Origin of the sequence: Streptomyces sp. ISL-96, from assembly GCF_018614035.1 — a bacterium.
GTDB lineage: Bacteria > Actinomycetota > Actinomycetes > Streptomycetales > Streptomycetaceae > Streptomyces.
This window is the reverse complement of sequence record NZ_JAGGPA010000024.1, coordinates 40,744-57,627: the sequence shown is the minus strand read 5'-3', so window position 1 is coordinate 57,627 and position 16,884 is coordinate 40,744. Positions and strand designations below refer to the sequence as shown.

General features: G+C 69.9%; 17 protein-coding genes and 2 pseudogenes. 10 read left to right on the top strand and 9 right to left on the bottom strand.

Going from position 1 to position 16,884, the window contains the following annotated elements:
* Nucleotides 1-294: 294 nt before the first annotated feature.
* Nucleotides 295-936, bottom strand: coding sequence for a DNA-3-methyladenine glycosylase (locus J7E96_RS16540; RefSeq protein ID WP_215132176.1), 642 nt, complete (start codon nt 934-936; stop codon nt 295-297).
* A 154-nt stretch (nt 937-1,090) separates the two neighbouring features.
* Between J7E96_RS16540 and J7E96_RS16535 the strand changes: the two genes are divergently transcribed.
* The 3 genes from J7E96_RS16535 (at nt 1,091) to J7E96_RS16525 (ending at nt 3,108) form a co-directional block, all read left to right on the top strand.
* Nucleotides 1,091-1,873 carry a sporulation protein gene (locus tag J7E96_RS16535; RefSeq protein ID WP_215132174.1) on the top strand — a complete coding sequence of 261 codons (783 nt, stop codon included), beginning with the start codon at nt 1,091-1,093 and terminating at the stop codon, nt 1,871-1,873.
* Nucleotides 1,874-1,922: 49 nt separating this feature from the next.
* Complete coding sequence (locus J7E96_RS16530; RefSeq protein ID WP_215132172.1) at nt 1,923-2,459, top strand: YbhB/YbcL family Raf kinase inhibitor-like protein; 537 nt, start codon at nt 1,923-1,925, stop codon at nt 2,457-2,459.
* 145 nt (nt 2,460-2,604) lie between these two features.
* Complete coding sequence (locus tag J7E96_RS16525) at nt 2,605-3,108, top strand: HNH endonuclease (RefSeq protein ID WP_215132170.1); 504 nt, start codon at nt 2,605-2,607, stop codon at nt 3,106-3,108.
* Nucleotides 3,109-3,156: 48 nt separating this feature from the next.
* Here the strand turns inward: J7E96_RS16525 and J7E96_RS16520 are convergent, their stop codons facing one another.
* The 4 genes from J7E96_RS16520 to J7E96_RS16505 form a co-directional block, all read right to left on the bottom strand.
* Nucleotides 3,157-3,924, bottom strand: a complete 768-nt coding sequence (locus tag J7E96_RS16520; protein ID WP_215132168.1) for a sulfite exporter TauE/SafE family protein — start codon at nt 3,922-3,924, stop codon at nt 3,157-3,159.
* A gap of 67 nt (nt 3,925-3,991) precedes the next feature.
* Nucleotides 3,992-4,921 (bottom strand): SPFH domain-containing protein, encoded by a 930-nt coding sequence (locus J7E96_RS16515; RefSeq protein ID WP_215132166.1) that lies wholly within the window; start codon nt 4,919-4,921, stop codon nt 3,992-3,994.
* 120 nt (nt 4,922-5,041) lie between these two features.
* Nucleotides 5,042-5,470, bottom strand: a complete 429-nt coding sequence (locus tag J7E96_RS16510) for an NfeD family protein (protein WP_215132164.1) — start codon at nt 5,468-5,470, stop codon at nt 5,042-5,044.
* Between the two features lie 70 nt (nt 5,471-5,540).
* On the bottom strand, nt 5,541-6,338 hold the full coding sequence (locus J7E96_RS16505; protein WP_215132162.1) for an ABC transporter ATP-binding protein: 798 nt from the start codon (nt 6,336-6,338) through the stop codon (nt 5,541-5,543).
* 124 nt (nt 6,339-6,462) lie between these two features.
* Between J7E96_RS16505 and J7E96_RS16500 the strand changes: the two genes are divergently transcribed.
* A complete protein-coding gene (locus J7E96_RS16500) occupies nt 6,463-7,248 on the top strand; it encodes a hypothetical protein (RefSeq protein WP_215132159.1) in 786 nt (261 codons plus the stop codon).
* An 84-nt stretch (nt 7,249-7,332) separates the two neighbouring features.
* On the opposite strand, the gene J7E96_RS16495 is transcribed toward J7E96_RS16500, so the two are convergent.
* From J7E96_RS16495 to J7E96_RS16485, 3 genes are all read right to left on the bottom strand, one after another.
* Nucleotides 7,333-7,581 (bottom strand): chaplin, encoded by a 249-nt coding sequence (locus J7E96_RS16495; RefSeq protein ID WP_215132157.1) that lies wholly within the window; start codon nt 7,579-7,581, stop codon nt 7,333-7,335.
* A gap of 137 nt (nt 7,582-7,718) precedes the next feature.
* Complete coding sequence (locus tag J7E96_RS16490) at nt 7,719-8,384, bottom strand: response regulator transcription factor (protein ID WP_308295991.1); 666 nt, start codon at nt 8,382-8,384, stop codon at nt 7,719-7,721.
* Nucleotides 8,377-9,561, bottom strand: coding sequence for a GAF domain-containing sensor histidine kinase (locus tag J7E96_RS16485; RefSeq protein WP_215132154.1), 1,185 nt, complete (start codon nt 9,559-9,561; stop codon nt 8,377-8,379). Before J7E96_RS16485 ends, J7E96_RS16490 begins: the two co-directional genes overlap by 8 nt.
* A gap of 189 nt (nt 9,562-9,750) precedes the next feature.
* Here J7E96_RS16485 and J7E96_RS16480 point away from each other — a divergent pair, with 189 nt between their 5' ends.
* From J7E96_RS16480 to J7E96_RS16470, 3 genes are all read left to right on the top strand, one after another.
* The gene (locus J7E96_RS16480) at nt 9,751-10,491 is read left to right on the top strand and encodes an SDR family oxidoreductase (RefSeq protein WP_215132152.1); all 741 of its coding nucleotides are present in this window, start codon (nt 9,751-9,753) and stop codon (nt 10,489-10,491) included.
* Entirely contained in the window at nt 10,488-11,681 is a 1,194-nt protein-coding gene (locus tag J7E96_RS16475) for an S-adenosylmethionine:tRNA ribosyltransferase-isomerase (protein ID WP_215132150.1), read from the top strand. Before J7E96_RS16480 ends, J7E96_RS16475 begins: the two co-directional genes overlap by 4 nt.
* Nucleotides 11,682-11,963: 282 nt before the next feature.
* Nucleotides 11,964-12,710, top strand: a complete 747-nt coding sequence (locus J7E96_RS16470; RefSeq protein WP_215132148.1) for a transglycosylase SLT domain-containing protein — start codon at nt 11,964-11,966, stop codon at nt 12,708-12,710.
* Nucleotides 12,711-12,780: 70 nt separating this feature from the next.
* Here the strand turns inward: J7E96_RS16470 and J7E96_RS16465 are convergent, their stop codons facing one another.
* Nucleotides 12,781-15,336, bottom strand: a complete 2,556-nt coding sequence (locus J7E96_RS16465) for an FHA domain-containing protein (protein ID WP_215132147.1) — start codon at nt 15,334-15,336, stop codon at nt 12,781-12,783.
* A gap of 382 nt (nt 15,337-15,718) precedes the next feature.
* Here J7E96_RS16465 and J7E96_RS38830 point away from each other — a divergent pair.
* The 3 genes and pseudogenes from J7E96_RS38830 to J7E96_RS38820 form a co-directional block, all read left to right on the top strand.
* A pseudogene (locus J7E96_RS38830) lies at nt 15,719-15,847 on the top strand (hypothetical protein); the annotation flags it as partial.
* A 92-nt stretch (nt 15,848-15,939) separates the two neighbouring features.
* Nucleotides 15,940-16,353: a streptophobe family protein gene (locus J7E96_RS38825; protein WP_374196688.1), complete on the top strand. Its 414-nt coding sequence runs from the start codon at nt 15,940-15,942 to the stop codon at nt 16,351-16,353.
* 37 nt (nt 16,354-16,390) lie between these two features.
* Nucleotides 16,391-16,525 (top strand): annotated as a pseudogene (locus J7E96_RS38820) (hypothetical protein); the annotation flags it as partial.
* Between the last annotated feature and the right edge of the window lie 359 nt (nt 16,526-16,884).

Sequence of the window (16,884 nt, the reverse complement as noted above, 5' to 3'; positions counted from 1 at the left end):
TTTCCGACTCTATCAGACTCTCTCGTGTCCGATTCCCCGTCGGCGGGGCCGCTTTCAGGTTTCCGCTTTCGCGTTTCCCTTTCGGCGTGGTCACTACTTTAGCGGATTCCCCTTGCGGCTCATAATCGGGCCGGTGAGTCGGAATTCGGGCATGCCGAAATCGAACCCGTCAGGGAAGTCGTAGGTAGTGGTTTGGCCGCTTCGGGGTCCGCCTCGGTCGGCTCGAAAGCCCGTACCGACAGCAGTGCCCGTCTCAAGCGGCTCGGGCCACATTAGGCGTCCGCCTGGGCCACGTCAAGTTCGTCGGCGGCGTGGCGTGTGGGCCCTGAAAGGGCTCACTGTCGGATCTCCTTCGATCCAGAATCGCCAGGGGTGGTCCGCGCCTTTGCCGCCCACCCCGGTGCGTGGACCGTTCCGAACCAGGTCAGCAGGGGCTGGGGTGCCGTGCAGTACGGAGAGAGGGGACTCGGGGCCGGCGCAGAGGTCGGTGCCGTCCAGGGTGCGGTCGATGGCGAGTCCGGTGGCGAGACGGGCCGGGCCTTTGGCCAGTTCCTTGTCGCTCCGGGCCGAGAGTCGTCGCTTGCGCACCAGATCCTGGCCGCGCGTCACCTCTCCTCCTCGCAGGAGGACGCCGCTCGCGGTGTGCTCCTGGCCGCAGACCAGGTTGAGGCTGAACCACATGCCATAGATGAAGTAGACGTACGCATGACCGGGTGGGCCGAACATTGACGCGTTGCGCTGGGTCTTTCCGCGGTAGGCGTGCGATCCCGGGTCGCCCGGTCCGTCGTAGGCCTCGACCTCGGTGATGCGGAGCTCGATCGGGCCGTCGTCGGTCAGTCGTACGAGGGTGCGCCCCAGTAGGTCGGGGGCGACCTCCAGTACGGGGCGGTCGAAGAACGTCCTGGGGAGCGGCGTACGGTCGGGGTCCGTGATCATGCCCTCCGAGCGTAGTGGAAGTCGCACGTTCGGTTAGGTGGCCTTGAGGCGCACGCTTTGCCAGGGTGAGGGCCACGGAACCGGTCGTGGCGCTTCCGCGTTTGTACTGGTCAGAGTCAGAGTCAGAGTCAGAACCAAAGATCTGGGAGAAGTCATGGGCTTCAAGAAGTTGCTTGCGAGCTTGGGTGCCGGTGGCGCGTCGGTGGAGACGGTGCTGACCGAGGCGAACGTCGTGCCTGGTGGTGTGGTGCAGGGCGAGGTGCGTATCCAGGGCGGTTCGGTCGATCAGCAGATCGAGGGGCTCTCCGTCGGTCTGCAGGCGCGCGTGGAGGTCGAGGGCGGCGACCAGGAGGTCAAGCAGGACATCGAGTTCACGAAGCAGCGGCTCGGTGGCGCCTTCGAGGTCAAGGCCGGCGCCGTGCATGTCGTGCCCTTCGGGCTGGAGATTCCCTGGGAGACCCCGGTCACCAGCATCGCCGGTCAGCAGCTGCACGGGATGAACATCGGGGTGACGACCGAGCTGGAGATCGCCCGGGCCGTCGACTCGGGTGATCTGGACCCGATCAACGTGCACCCGCTGCCGGCGCAGCAGGCGATCCTGGACGCCTTCGCGCAGCTGGGCTTCCGCTTCAAGAGCGCGGACATGGAGCGCGGTCACATCCGGGGGACGCGTCAGCGGCTGCCCTTCTACCAGGAGATCGAGTTCCAGCCGCCGCAGCAGTACCGCGGGCTGAACCAGGTCGAGCTGACCTTCGTCGCGGACGACCGCGAGATGGATGTCGTCCTGGAGATGGACAAGAAGCCGGGGCTGTTCAGTGAGAGCAGCGACTCCTACCGGGCCTTCAAGGTCGGGCTGAACGACTTCCAGGGAACCGACTGGGTCGCCTACCTCAACCAGTGGCTTGCGCAGGTCGGCGGTCAGCGCAACTGGCTCTAGGCTCGGGGGCCGTCAGGTAGCAGCAACAGTTCACATCGGAGGTCCAGACGTGTCCGAGGCAAAGAGCCCGCCGCTTCCCCATGACTTCCATCCGCCCGTGCCCTCGTTCACCGTGGTGAGTGAGGATGTCGCGGATGGGGCGGTGTTGAAGGACGCCCAGGTGTACGCGGCCGGCAATACGTCGCCCCACTTGCGGTGGGAGGGGTTTCCCGCCGGGACGAAGAGCTTTGCCGTGACGTGTTTCGATCCCGACGCGCCTACCGGCAGCGGGTTCTGGCACTGGACCGTGTTCGACATTCCGGCGTCGGTGACGGAGCTGCCGGCCGGAGCGGGCAGCGGGAAGTTCGAGGGGCTGCCGCCGGGCGCCGTTCAGGTCCGTAACGACTACGGGTCGAAGGACTTCGGCGGGGCGGCGCCGCCGGCCGGCGAGCGGCACCGCTATGTGTTCACCGTCTACGCGGTGGACACGGAGAAGCTCGGTCCTGACGCCGACGCCTCCCCCGCCGCTGTGGGATTCAACCTCCGGTTCCACACGCTCGGGCGTGCGCAGCTGGTCGCCGAATACGAGGCTCCCGCGGTGAGTTGAGCGTTCACTTTCTGTTTGCCCGTCCCTGGTCTTGGAAGAGATCAGGGACGGGCATCTTTTTTATTGCGTTGTCCATCTCGGTGTGCCCGGTCAGAGTTGATCCAAGTCCGCCATGAGGTGGGCCGGCGCAGGGAGGGTGGGCGGGATGCGGGACACGCTGGTACTGAACGCGAGCTTCGAGCCGCTGTCTACGGTGACACTGAACCGGGCGGTGGTGCTTGTCCTGACGGACAAGGCCGTCGTCGAACAGGCCCACCCCGGTCTGCGGATGCGTGCGGCCGCCGTGGAGCTTCCGGTGCCGCAGGTGATCAGGCTGTGCCGTTATGTCCGGGTGCCCTTCCGAAGACAGGCACCGTGGTCGCGGCGCGGTGTGCTGATACGGGACCAGCACCGGTGCGCGTACTGCGGGCGGCGGGCCACCACCGTCGACCACGTGGTGCCGAGGGCTCAGGGCGGCGGGGACGGCTGGCTGAATACGGTGGCGTCCTGCGCGGAGGACAACCACCGTAAAGCGGACCGTACGCCGGACGAGGCGGGGATGCCGCTGCTGCGCACGCCGTTCGTACCCTCGCCCGCCGACGCGATGCTGCTGGCGCTGGGGGCGGATGAGCGGTCGGCGCTGCCGGAGTGGCTGGCGCAGTCCGCGTAGCGATCAGTAAAGGCCCGCCTTCGTTGTTCGGGGGCGGGCTTCTGTGGGTCAGCGCAGCAGGAGCTGGACGATCGCTACCGTGCCTACGGCCACGATCAGTGCGCGCAGGGCGGGCGCGGGCAGGCGGCGGCCGATCTTGGCGCCGAGCTGGCCGCCGAGGGTGGAGCCGACCGCGATGAGGGCCACGGCGGTCCAGTCGAATTCCGCGGCGAAGAGGAAGAAGGTCGCGGCGATGGTGTTGACGACGGCGGCGAGGACGTTCTTGGTGGCGTTCAGGCGTTGCAGGGTGTCGGTGAGCAGCATGCCCATCAGGGCGACGTAGATGATTCCCTGGGCCGCGGTGAAGTAGCCGCCGTACACGCTGGCGAGGAGGAGGCCGGTGATGAGGAGCGGGCCGCCGTCGGCGTCGGTGCGGGTGCCGTTGCGTTCACGGCGGCGCTGCACGGCCTTGGTGATACGGGGTTGCAGGATCACCAGGACAAGGGCGAGGCCGACCAGGACCGGCACGATCGTTTCGAAGGCGGTCGGTGGGAGTGCGAGGAGCAGTACGGCCCCGCAGAGGCCTCCGACGGCGCCGGCCGCGCTCAGGCGCAGGATGCGGCGGCGCTGGCCGGTGAGTTCCTTGCGGTAGCCGATGGCGCCGCTGATGGAGCCGGGGATCAGGCCGAGGGCGTTGGAGACGGTCGCGGTGACCGGCGGCAGGCCGGTGGCGAGCAGGACCGGGAAGGTGATGAGGGTTCCGGAACCGACGATGGTGTTGATGGTCCCGGCGCCCACGCCCGCGGCGAAAACGGCGAGCATCTCCCAGATGGTCACGGTGTGTCCCTGCTCCTGTGCATGATCGGTGCTTGGTGCACCGATCATGCACGACCGCAGGCCCGCGTCAGTCGATGGGGGGGTCCTGGCGGCGTTCCTGGCCGGTGCTGAAGCCGGGGGCCCCGCCGGGGAAGTTGCCGAAGGCGCCGCTGAGGCCCTTGAGTGCGTCGCCGATCTCGCTCGGCACGATCCAGAGCTTGTTGGCGTCGCCCTCGGCGATCTTCGGGAGCATCTGGAGGTACTGGTACGCGAGGAGCTTCTGGTCGGCGTCGCCGGCGTGGATGGACTCGAAGACCGTACGGATGGCCTGGGCCTCGCCCTCGGCGCGCAGTGCGGATGCCTTGGCCTCACCCTCGGCGCGCAGGATCGCGGACTGCTTCTCACCTTCCGCGGTGAGGATCGCGGACTGCCTGATGCCCTCGGCGGTGAGGATCGCGGCGCGCTTGTCGCGGTCGGCGCGCATCTGCTTCTCCATCGAGTCCTGGATGGAGGTGGGCGGCTCGATCGCCTTGAGCTCGACGCGGTTGACGCGGATGCCCCACTTGCCGGTGGCCTCGTCGAGGACACCGCGCAGCGCCGCGTTGATCTCCTCGCGGGAGGTCAGGGTCCGCTCCAGGTCCATGCCACCGATGATGTTGCGCAGCGTGGTGACGGTGAGCTGCTCGATCGCCTGGATGTAACTGGCGACTTCGTACGTCGCGGCGCGGGCGTCGGTGACCTGGTAGTAGATGACGGTGTCGATGTTGACGACCAGGTTGTCCTGGGTGATCACCGGCTGGGGCGGGAAGGGCACGACCTGTTCGCGGAGGTCGATCCGGTTGCGGATCGAGTCGATGAACGGGACGACGATGTTCAAACCGGCGTTGAGGGTGCGCGTGTAGCGGCCGAAGCGTTCAACGATGGCGGCGCTGGCCTGCGGGATGACCTGGATCGTCTTGATCAGGGCGATGAATACCAGCACCACCAGAATGATCAGGACGATGATGACGGATGACATCGCGTTTCCCGTGCCCTTCGTGTTGTGCTTCTCGGGAGAGACTGAGATCTGATGATCAATCTTCCCAGAACGCCGGTCGGTGTGCGGGGTGTTCGGCTTACCTGGCCGGGTTGCGTCGGGCTACATCACTACCGCTGTCGCTCCGTCGATCTCGACTACGTCGACCTGCTGGCCGGGTTCGAAGCTCTGGCTCGCGTCGAGGGACCGCGCGGACCACACCTCGCCCGCGAGTTTGATCCGGCCGCCGCTGCCGTCGACCCGTTCCAGTACCACCGCCTGACGGCCCCTTAGCGCGTCTATGCCGGTGCGGTGTTCGGGCCGGTCGGAGCGGTGGCGGGCCGCTATCGGGCGTACAACCGCGATGAGCGCGACCGAGACCGCGGCGAAGACCAGTACCTGGGCGACGATTCCGCCGCCCAGGCCCGCTGTTACGGCGCCGGCGACCGCGCCCGCCGACAGCATTCCCAACTCGGGCATCGCGGTCACCACGAGCGGAATTCCCAGCCCGACAGCGCCGATCAGCCACCACACCCATGCGTCGATGTCCACATGGTCATGGTAGGTGCGGGGAGTCTTCGCGGACAGGGCGCGGACGTGGTGCGGGCGTTGCCGCGGGATGTCAGGCGAGTGGCAGGCCCTGCGCCGTCCAGCGGTCGGACCTGCGCTCGACGACGAGCGGGAGGCCGAAGCACAGGGAGAGGTTGCGGGAGGTCAGTTCCGTCTCGACGGGACCCGCGGCGAGGACCTTGCCCTGCCGGATCATGAGGACGTGGGTGAAGCCGGGGGCGATCTCCTCGACATGGTGCGTAACCATGATCATCGAGGGTGCGTACGGGTCACGGGCGAGGCGGCCGAGGCGGCGGACGAGGTCTTCGCGCCCACCGAGGTCGAGACCGGCGGCGGGCTCGTCGAGGAGCAGCAGCTCGGGGTCGGTCATCATCGCGCGGGCGATCATCGTGCGCTTGCGCTCGCCCTCGGAGAGCGTGCCGAACTTCCGGTGGAGGAAGTCGGTCATGCCGAGGCGGTCGAGGAAGGCGCGGGCGCGCTGCTCGTCGACCTCGTCGTAGTTCTCGTGCCAGGTGGCGGTCATGCCGTACGCGGCGGTGAGCACCGTCTGGAGGACGGTCTGGCGCTTGGGCAGCTTGTCGGCCATCGCGATGCCGGCCATGCCGATGCGCGGGCGGAGCTCGAATACGTCGGTGCCGGGGCTGCCGAGCGTCTCGCCGAGGACCTTGGCGCTGCCGGTGGACGGGAAGAGGTAGCTGGAGGCGACGTTCAGCAGGGTGGTCTTGCCGGCGCCGTTCGGGCCGAGGATGACCCAGCGCTCGCCCTCCTTGACCGACCAGGAGACGTCTTCCACCAGAGCGCGTCCGTCGCGGACCACGGATACGTCCACCAGCTCCAGTACATCGCTCATGAGCGCGTTGTCTCCCCATGCAGTCTCGAGAATGTCGGGCGTGCCTGGAGGCACAGCTCCAGGGGAAAACCTACGCCACCGGTCGAGTGATCCGGTTGGTAGGTCCGTTGCCTAGGCTGGGGGCATGCTTTCCGAACCTCGCTCAGGACGACTGGCCGCATGGGGAAATGCCCTTTTGGCCGGACTTGCTTCGCCGGATCATGTCGCGCTCGCCATTGTCGGGGAGGACGCGGTGCACCGGGTGGAAGGTGTCCCCGGGGAGGCGGGGCCGGTCGGGCTCACGCTGGCCCTGGGGCGGCTTCGTGCGCTGGGTGTGACCGGCTTCCGGGTCGCGCTGCCCGCGCCCGGGCATCCGCTGGGGCTCAGCGGGCCGCCGGAGTTCAACGCTCGGGCGCTGGAGGCGGAGGAGGCCGTGGTCTGCTCGGGGGCGGCGGTGGGGCTGGTGCCGGAGGTGTACGAGGTGGGGCCGGCCGGGGATGTGCGGGTTGAGGTGACCTGGCACTGCCTGGCCGTACGGGAGGCGCCGCCCGCCGACGTGCCCTCGCTCGGGGAGGCGGAGCGGGAGCTCGCGGAGGGGCTTCGGGACGCGACGGCGGTGCTGTCGCGGCTGGACGTGGCCGGGTCGGGGCCGGTGGCGGAGGCGGCGCTGGACGCGTACCGGGCGCGGGCCGAGGCGGGCCGCGAGGTGCTGGCGCCCGGGTATCCGCCGCGTGCGGTACGGGTGTTGGAGCTGGCGCAGCGGGTGGGGCTGCTGATCTCGCTGGCGTACGAGAACGGGCACGGGGGTGCGGTGAGTGCGTCCGAGATGGCGGGCCGGGGGGAGGCGCTGCGGCCGGTGGAGCGGGTGGCGCGGCGGGCTCAGGTGGCGGCGTACAACGCGTGGGTGGAGGAGCGGGAGCGGGGGCGGTGAGGGGCCCCGCTTGAAAGCAGTACGCGACCGGCCCCCAGGCGCTGTGCGCCTGGGGGCCGGTGGTCACCGCTCGACCGAGGCCGGTCAGTGGTTGATGGCGTGGTTCCCGAAGGCCGGGTTGAGGGCGCCGATGACGTTGACGGTGTTGCCGGAGGCGTTCACCGGGACGTGGACCGGGACCTGGACCAGGTTGCCGGAGCCGACGCCCGGCGAGTGGACGGCCTTGCCCTGGGCCTGCGCACCGCTGTCGGTGGCGGAGGCAACACCGGCTCCGGCGGCGATGAGGCCGCCCGCGACCATGGTGACGGCAGCGGCCTTCTTCAGGTTCTTCACTTCAGGATCCTCCTAGACGTCGCTGCGGCCAGCCGCCGCAGCACGCCATGAAGAACGTCCCGGAGTCGATCAGGATGCGCCATGTGGGGGACATACACCCGACGGTATGAATCTCGGACCGGACGTAGACCGTCCGATTAACCCGTAATCCCATGTCGGACGGCCCACAGGGCCGCCTGGGTGCGGTCGGAGAGATCCAGCTTCATCAGGATGTTCGAAACATGCGTCTTGACGGTCTTCTCGGAGAGGACCAGGGTGCGGGCGATCTCCCGGTTGGAGCGGCCGTCGGCGATCAGCGTCAGCACCTCCCGCTCCCGTTCGGTGAGCGTGCTCCCCCGGCCCGTGCCGCTGTTCGTTTCGTCCTGGGACAGCAGGGCCTCCGCCACCTCCGGCTGGAGGAGGACGTGGCCCGCGTGTACGGAGCGGATGGCGCCGGCCAGGGCGTCCGGGTCCACGTCCTTGTAGACGTAACCCGAGGCACCGGCGCGCAGGGCGGGGACGACGGTGCGCTGCTCGGTGAAGCTGGTGACGATCAAGACCTTGGCGGGGTTGGCCAGCTCGCGGAGTTTGCGGAGTGCGTCGATGCCGTCTGTGCCCGGCATCTTGATGTCCATGAGTACGACGTCGGGGCGGAGCTCCTCGGCCCGGTCCACGCCCTCGGCGCCGTCGCCGGCCTCGCCGACGACCTCGATGTCGTCCTGGATCTCCAGGAAGGTGCGCAGGCCCCGGCGTACGACCTGGTGATCGTCGACGAGTAGTACGCGGATGCCGTTCTTCGCCGGTCGTGCGGCCGCCTCAGCCACCGGGGACCTCCATCTCGATCGTGGTGCCCTTGCCGGGCGCCGATTCCACGGTGAGTGTGCCGCCCGCGCCGCCGGCGCGGTCGCGCATCGAGACCAGGCCGAGGTGGCGGCCCGCTCTTCGTACGGTCTTCGGGTCGAAGCCGCTGCCGTCGTCCCTGACCTTCAGGCGGGCGCCCTGGCCGCTCTTTTCCAGTACGACGTCGACGTGGGCCGCGCCGGAGTGGCGCAGCGCGTTGTGCAGTGCCTCCTGGGCGACCCGCAGGAGGGCTTCCTCCTGGGCGGCGGGCAGTGCCCGTACGCCCAGGCTGTGGAAGGTGACCCTGGCCGTGTGGGCGCGGTCCATGACCTGGATCTGGGTGCGCAGGGTCGCGATGAGGCCGTCCTCGTCGAGGGCGGCGGGGCGGAGCTCGACGACCGCGGCGCGCAGTTCGTCGGCCGCCTCGGCGGCGAGTGCGGCCACCTGCTGGAGTTCGCCCTTGGCGCGGGCCGGGTCGCGGTCGACGAGGGCGGCGGCGGCCTGGGCGGTGAGGCGCAGGGAGAAGAGCTTCTGGCTCACGGCGTCGTGGAGCTCGTGCGCCAGGCGGGAGCGTTCCTCGGCGATGGTGAGCTCGCGGCTGCGCTCGTACAGACGGGCGTTGGTTAGGGCGATCGCGGCGTGCTGGGCGAGCATGCCGAGCAGTTCCTCGTCCTCCTCGGTGAAACCGCAGACGCCGTCGGGCTTGGGGCAGCGCTTGTTGGCGAGGAAGAGCGCGCCGATGACTTCGTCGCCGTCGCGGATGGGCAGGCCCAGGAAGTCGGACATCTCGGGGTGCGCGGAGGGCCAGCCCTCGAAGCGCGGGTCCTTGCGTACGTCGGCGAGGCGCTCGGTGGCGGCGCCGTGCAGCATCGCGGCGAGGATGCCGTGCTGGCGGGGCAACGGGCCGATGGCCTTCCACTGCTCGTCGCTGACGCCGTCGACCACGAACTGGGCGAAGCCGCCGTGGTCGTCGGGGACGCCCAGGGCGGCGTACTCGGCGTCGAGCAGCTCGCGGGCTGAGGCGACGATCGTCTTGAGGACGTCGCGCACCTCCAGGTGCCGGCTCATGGCGAGCAGCGCGGTGCTGACGGCCGTCAGGCCGGCGCGGGGGGACGGTGTCTCCCCTGCTCGAACGCGGTTGAGAGCGTCGGGATGGCTCATGTGGTCACCGTACCGGCGGGGTCTGACAGTCGTATCCGACCTGGGGAGGCCTGCGCTCAGGACGCAGGGCGTAGGTCGAAATGCCCTGGTGCGGGCGACGCGCGACTGAGGTGCGGGGCGGGGGCGGGTTCCTACGTTGGGGGCACCGATGCGGTGTGGTGCGACGTAGATGTAAAGGGGACGGTTGTCATGCCGGTTGCGATCATCACGGGGGCTTCGAAGGGGTTGGGGCGGGCGCTGGCGACGGCGCTCGCGGAGCGGGGCTGGGATCTGGTGCTGGATGCCAGGACCGGTCCCGTACTGGAGGACGCGGCGCGGGAGGCGCGTAAGTACGGGACGCGTGTGGTGGCCGTGGCCGGTGATGTCACCGACGCCGCGCACCGGGCGGAGCTGGTGGCTGCCGCGCGGGGGCTGGGCGGACTGGATCTGCTGGTGAACAACGCGAGCGCGCTGGGTGCGGAGCCGCTCGTACGGCTGGAGGACCTGCCGGTGGAGGGGCTGCGGGCCGCGCTGGAGACGAACGTGGTGGCGGCGCTCGGTCTCGTACGGGAAGCACTGCCGCTGCTGCGGGCGGCCGGGGGCGGCGTGCACGGGGAGGGGGGCGGCCCTGGTGGCGCGGTCGTCTCGGTGAGTTCGGACGCGGCGGTGGAGGCGTATGAGACGTGGGGCGGGAACGGGGCTTCGAAGGCGGCCCTCGACCACCTGTCGGCGGTGCTGGCGGCGGAGGAGCCGGGGCTGCGCGTGTGGGCGGTCGACCCGGGCGACATGCGGACGGATCTGTACGCGGCGGCAGTACCGGACGACGCCGCGCGGCGGCCGGAGCCGGCGTCTGTGGTCCCGGCGTTTCTGCGGCTGCTCGACGTACGGCCACGGCCCGCGAGCGGGCGTTATACGGCGTCGGCGCTGCTGGAGCTGGAGGCCGGCCGATGAGGGACGCGAGCGCCGCGTCGGGGCGGCCGGCGGTGGGCGTGGGCGCTGGGGCGGCGGAAGCCGGTGCAGGGGGGACAGGGCTCGGGCTGCGTCCGCGCAGGGCCCCGGAGGTGGGCGGGGCGGTGGTGGAGGGGTTCGCGGTGCCGGGGGAGCTGGCGGCGCGGGTGCCCGCTGAGGAGCGTGGTGCGGGGCGGGACGATGTGCGGCTGCTCGTTTCGCGGGGTACCGAGGTCTCGCACCACGCCTTCCGCGAGCTGCCGGGGCTGCTGCGGGCCGGAGACGTGCTCGTGGTGAATACGTCGGCCACGCTGCCGGCAGCGGTGGACGGACGGGTGGAGGCGGCCGCCGGCCGTGGGGCCGGCGAGCGGCTCGTAGTGCATTTCTCCACCCTTGGGGACGATCGGCGCTGGGCCGTCGAGCTGCGCACTCCTGAGGAGACGGGGGCCACGCTGCCCCATCCCGGCGGGCCCGCCGGGACCGTGGTGCGGCTGCCCGGGGATGGGCGGCTGGTGCTGGAGGAGCCTGTCGGGGCGGACGGGGAGCGGTTGTGGTGGGCGCGGGTGTCTGCAAGGGATGTGCCGGGGCTGCTGCGGCGGTACGGGCGCCCCATCCGGTACGGGTATACGGAGCGGGACCAGCCGCTGGCGGCGTACCAGACGGTCTTCGCCCTGCCGTCCCCCGACGGCGGGGGCTCGGCGGAGATGCCGAGTGCGGGGCGGCCCTTCACGGCGGCGTTGGTGGCGGAGCTGGTGAGCCGGGGGGTGCAGTTCGCGCCGCTCACCCTCCATACGGGGGTCGCCTCGGCCGAGGCGCACGAGCCGCCGTACCCGGAGCGCTTCGAGGTGACCCCCGCCACGGCGGGGGTCGTCAATGCGGCGCGCGCCGGCGGTGGGCGCATCGTCGCGGTCGGGACGACGGCGGTGCGGGCGCTGGAGTCGGCGGCCGGGGCCGACGGGGTAGTGCGGGAGGCGGCGGGGTGGACCGGGCTCGTGGTCACACCGGAGCGCGGCGTCCATGTCGTGGACGGACTGCTGACCGGGCTGCACGAGCCGCAGGCGTCACATCTGCTGATGCTGGAGGCGGTCGCCGGGCGGGCCGCTCTGCGCCGCGGATACGCCGAGGCGCTGAGGCATCGCTACCTCTGGCACGAGTTCGGCGACGTACACCTCCTCCTCCCGGAGCAGACGTAAAAAGGGCGCTCACGCTGAGCATCGCAGGAGCAACTATTGGTGAGTTCGTTACGTGCCCGATGTGAGCCCGCGCATAGGACACACATCACTTACGAAGGGCCGTAGTTGATGAATAAGGGGCGTATGGGCTGGGTATCACCCCGCGCCAGGCACTTGTGCGAGGGCATACGTCCACTACCGGGGATCGTACGTCACACCTTTGCCACAGGATTTTGCGGACGCTAACAATGGCTGCCGTCGCACCGACTCTGCGGCTTCCGCTACTTGAAGAGGTACGTCTGCATGTCCGCGTCTCGCACCCCTGGCTATAGCCGCCTGAACAAGAACCACAAGTTCTCGATCGCTGGTGTCGCCGCTCTCGGCGCCGCCGCCCTCACGTTCTCGCTTGTCCCCAGCAACGCGTCGGCCGAGGCCGACACGCACGCTGTCGACGCCGTCGCCCCGGTGGCGTGGGCCGCGGCCGCCGACAGCGCGCAGGCCAAGACAGTGCACACGAGCATCACGCAGCAGCAGGTCGGCGCCGACAAGGTGGCCAAGGCTGTGGCCGAGGCGCGGGCGAAGGCCGACGCGAAGGCCAAGGCCGACGCCCAGGCGAAGGCCGCGGCCGCCGCGAAGGCCAAGGCTGACGCCCAGGCCAAGGCGGACGCGAAGAAGCGCGCCGACGAGCGCGCGGCCGCGAGCCGCGCCGCCGCGCGCAAGCCGGTTTACGCCAACAACCTCGACGGCTGGATCCGTGAGGCGATGGCCATCATGAAGAAGCACAACATCCCCGGCTCCTACGAGGGCATCCACCGCAACATCATCCGCGAGTCCTCCGGAGACCCGCGCGCGATCAACAACTGGGACATCAACGCCATCAACGGCATCCCGTCAAAGGGCCTGCTCCAGGTCATCAAGCCGACCTTCGACGCTTACCACGTCCCGGGCACGAAGCACGACCAGTACGACCCGGTCGCCAACATCGTCGCCGCCTGCAACTACGCGGCCGACCGCTACGGCTCCATGGACAACGTCAACAGCGCCTACTGAGCCTGACGTCCGAGAGCGTGCGAAAGGGCGGCACCCCCGTGGGTGCCGCCCTTCAGCGTGTCCGGTGCCGTTACTTGCGCATGACCTCCGGCTCGTGGCGGCGCAGCAGGCGCACCACGACGAAGCCGCAGAAGATGCCGATCCCGAGCAGTACGCCCATGTCGAGCACCCACTGGCCGGCGCTGTGCTCCCACAGCCCGTCGAGATTGAGCGGGTCCCACGGCATGGTGACGTTGAGCTGCGCCGTGGTGCCGAGGGCCGCGACGGCCCAGCGTGACGGCATCAGCCAGGCGACCTGCTCGATGCCGGGGCTGTCGTGGAGCTGGAAGAGGACACCGGTGAAGACGACCTGGATGATCGCGAACATGACCAGCAGCGGCATGGTCTTCTCGGCGGTCTTCACCAGGGCGGAGATGATCAGGCCGAACATCATCGACGTGAATCCGAGCGCGCTGATGACGATCGTCATCTCGACGACCGGATACTCCTCGAAGATCACGCCCTCGGTCGGCAGCTTCGAGCGGGCGCCGAAACCGATCGCCGCGATGATCATGCCCTGCAGGGCGGTGATCAGTCCGAGGACGATGACCTTGGACATGAGGTACGCGGAGCGGGACAGGCCGGTGGCCCTTTCCCGCTCGTAGATGACCCGTTCCTTGATCAGCTCACGCACGGAGTTGGCGGCGCCCGAGAAGCACGCGCCGACCGCGAGGATCAGCAGGATCGTACCGACGTCCTTGTTGACCAGCCTGTTCTTCTCCGGTCCGAAGCCGAGGCCGCTGTCCGCCGGGATCACCGTGCTGACGATTCCCAGCACCGCCGGGAGGATCAGCATGAGACCGATGAAGCCCTTGTCGGACACGATGACCGACACATAGCGGCGTATCAGGGTCCACAGCTGGGAGCCCCAGCTCTGCGGCTTGGGCGGGCGCATCTGCTGGGCGGGCGGCATGTGTACGGGCTGCGCGGCGACGGCGTCGATGTCCGCGGCGTACATCTGGTAGTGCTGGGAGCCGCGCCAGCGGCCCGCCCAGTCGTAGTCGCGGTAGTTCTCGAAGGCGGAGAACACGTCGGCCCAGGTGCTGTAGCCGAAGAAGTTCAGGGCCTCCTCGGGCGGGCCGAAGTAGGCGACGCTGCCGCCGGGCGCCATGACGAGGAGCTTGTCGCAGATCGCGAGCTCGGCCACGGAGTGGGTGACGACGAGGACCGTACGGCCGTCGTCGGCGAGGCCGCGCAGCAGCTGCATGACGTCGCGGTCCATGCCCGGGTCGAGGCCGGAGGTCGGCTCGTCGAGGAAGATCAGCGACGGCTTGGTCAGCAGCTCCAGGGCCACGGAGACGCGCTTGCGCTGGCCACCGGAGAGGGAGGTGACCTTCTTCTCCTTGTGGATGTCCAGCTTGAGCTCGCCGAGGACCTCGTTGATGCGCTGCTCGCGCTCGGCCTCCGTGGTGTCCGCGGGGAAGCGGAGCTTGGCGGCGTACTTGAGGGCCTTCTTGACGGTCAGTTCCTTGTGCAGGATGTCGTCCTGCGGGACCAGACCGATGCGCTGGCGAAGCTCGGCGAACTGCTTGTAGAGATTGCGGTTGTCGTAGAGGACGTCGCCCTGGTTGGCGGGCCGGTAGCCGGTGAGCGCCTTGAGCAGGGTGGACTTGCCGGAGCCGGAGGGGCCGATGACGGCGATGAGCGACTTCTCCGGTACGCCGAAGGAGACGTCCTTGAGGATCTGCTTGCCGCCGTCGACCGTGACCGTGAGGTGGCGGGCGGAGAAGGAGACCTCACCGGTGTCGACGAACTCTTCGAGACGGTCGCCCACCAGGCGGAAGGCGGAGTGGCCGACGCCGACAATGTCGGCCGGGCCGAGCAGCGCGGTGCCGGACTTGGGGATCGGCTGGCCGTTGACGTACGTACCGTTGTGGCTGCCGAGGTCGCGGATCTGGAACCGGCCGTCGGGTGTGGCGGTGAACTCGGCGTGGAGGCGGGAGACCTGGAGGTCGGAGACGACCAGCTCGTTCTCCAGCGCACGGCCGATCCGCATCACGCGGCCCATGGCCACGTGGTGGAACGTCGTCGGGCTGCGGTCGCCGTACACCGGCGGAGCCCCCGCGACACCGCCGGCCGGGGCGCCGCCCTGGCCTCCTTGCTGGTGGGGCACTTGCGGCTGGTGGGGTGCCGGCTGCCATGCCTGTTGGGGCTGGTTCGGCTGAGGCTGGTGCGGCTGGTGCGGTGCCTTGGCCGCCCAGTCGGGTGCGCCCTGCTGCTGCGGTGCCGGCTGGTGCGGTGCCTGCCGCTGGGCAGCCATGGCGCCCTGCCCGCTGGGCACCCCCGCGCCGGACAGGCTCAGCCGCGGACCGTCGGTGGCGTTGCCCAGGTGCACGGCGGAGCCGGGGCCGATCTCCATCTGGTGGATCCGCTGGCCCTGCACGTACGTGCCGTTGGTGCTGCCGTGGTCCTCGATGACCCAACTGCGGCCGCCCCAGCTGACGGTGGCATGCCGCCACGAGACCCTGGCGTCGTCGATCACCAGGTCACCCTGCGGATCACGCCCGAGGGTGTACGACCGGGACGGATCGAGCGTCCAGGTCCTTCCATTCAATTCCAGTACGAGTTCCGGCACTCCGCGCCCCACTAGTTGTCCCCCGAGCTACCCCCGTCGCAGGGAGTCTAGGGATGCTGAACATCGGGAGGAACTATTTCAGGCCCAGTCCCGAATTAGAAAGTCGAGCCCCGTGACCACCGCACAGGGACTGCCCGTTGACGCGGGAGAAATACCTCCGGAGGGTGGTAAGCACGCATGAGTACGTACGGATCATGCGCGAATAGAACAACTTAGGACAATTCCGCACGGATCGGGGGGGCCTGATAAGTGCGAGCGGCAATAGCGGCGTGCGGTGGGGCGATGTACTGCTCGCCTCTATTGCCGCGGTGAGCTGGGCGTTGACGGGCATGGCCGGCGTGGCCTCCCTCGGGCTTCTCTGCTGGGCGCGGATTCGGCGGGGTCGCTCGGGCCGATGACCGCGGCTGTTGTGGTCCTGGGGGCGGGTGGTTCGGTCAGTCCGTCCGGCGACGTCCCGGCGTTCGGCCTCGAAGGCGCGGAGGCGACGACCTCCGTCGATATCACGCCACTTGGAGTGGGGCTGGCCGGTGCGCTCCTTCTCTCTTTCTTCTTCCTGCGGTCCCTGCGCGGTGCGGGAAAGGAGATGCGCTGGGGCCCGGTCTCGGGCTCGACCAGGTGCCGGGCGGCGACGCTCCGGGTGGGATCGGAGGGCTGCTGCCCGACGGGCTGGCCGACCTCGCGGACGCCAAGGCGTCGGTCGGCTTCAGCGTCAACGCCGGAGAGTCGCTGGTGGGCGCGGCGTGCTGGGTGCTCGGGGTGCTGGTCGTCGCGCTGCCGGCGTCGCGTCGTACGCCGCTGCCGCGCGGGTGGGAAGCGGCGCACCGGGTCGTACGGCCGGCCGCGTCCGCTCTGGTCACGGTGCTCGTGGTCGCGGTCTCGCGGGGCTCGCCGCGGCGGCGTACGCGGCGCTCGGGGACCCCGGGGGCGACCATCCGAAGCGGATCGCGGGTGCGGCGCTGCTCGGCGCGCCCAACGGGGTGTGGCTGGGGATCCCGCTCGGGCTGCTCGTGCCGTGGGACGGCCGGGTGACGGGCGGGTGTGGCTGCTGGGCGTCGCGGTCGCGGTGATGATGCTGTACGCCGGGGTGCTCACGGCGGCGCGCACGCCTCGGGGGCGCGGCGCGCGCCTTTCGGTGGCGAGGTTCGCGAGGCGGTGCGCGGCGCGGCTGGGGGTGGCGACTGGGGTCGCGCTGCCGCTGCTGGTGTGGCTGACCGGCGTATCGGCGGATGCGTCCCTGTCGGTGCTGGGGTCGACGCGTTCGGCGCGGGGATCGAGCTGCACGGGAGCGTGCCGATGGCCGTACTGCTGGGTGCGGTCTGGGGGGCGGGTGCGGGGGGCTCGGGGGCGCTGCTGGCGTGTGCGACGGGGGCGGCGGGGGTCAGGTGGCCGCGCCGCGTATCGGCCGTCGCACCGGGATACGAATCCGCCACCGGGGCCGGGACGCGGCCGGTGCCTCCGCCCGCTCCTCCGGAGGAGGGCCCGCCGCCGGGATGGCGGCGGTGACCGGTCCCTGCGGGGCTTTCCCCTACCCGCCCCTTCCCGAACCGGGGCGCTGCCCCA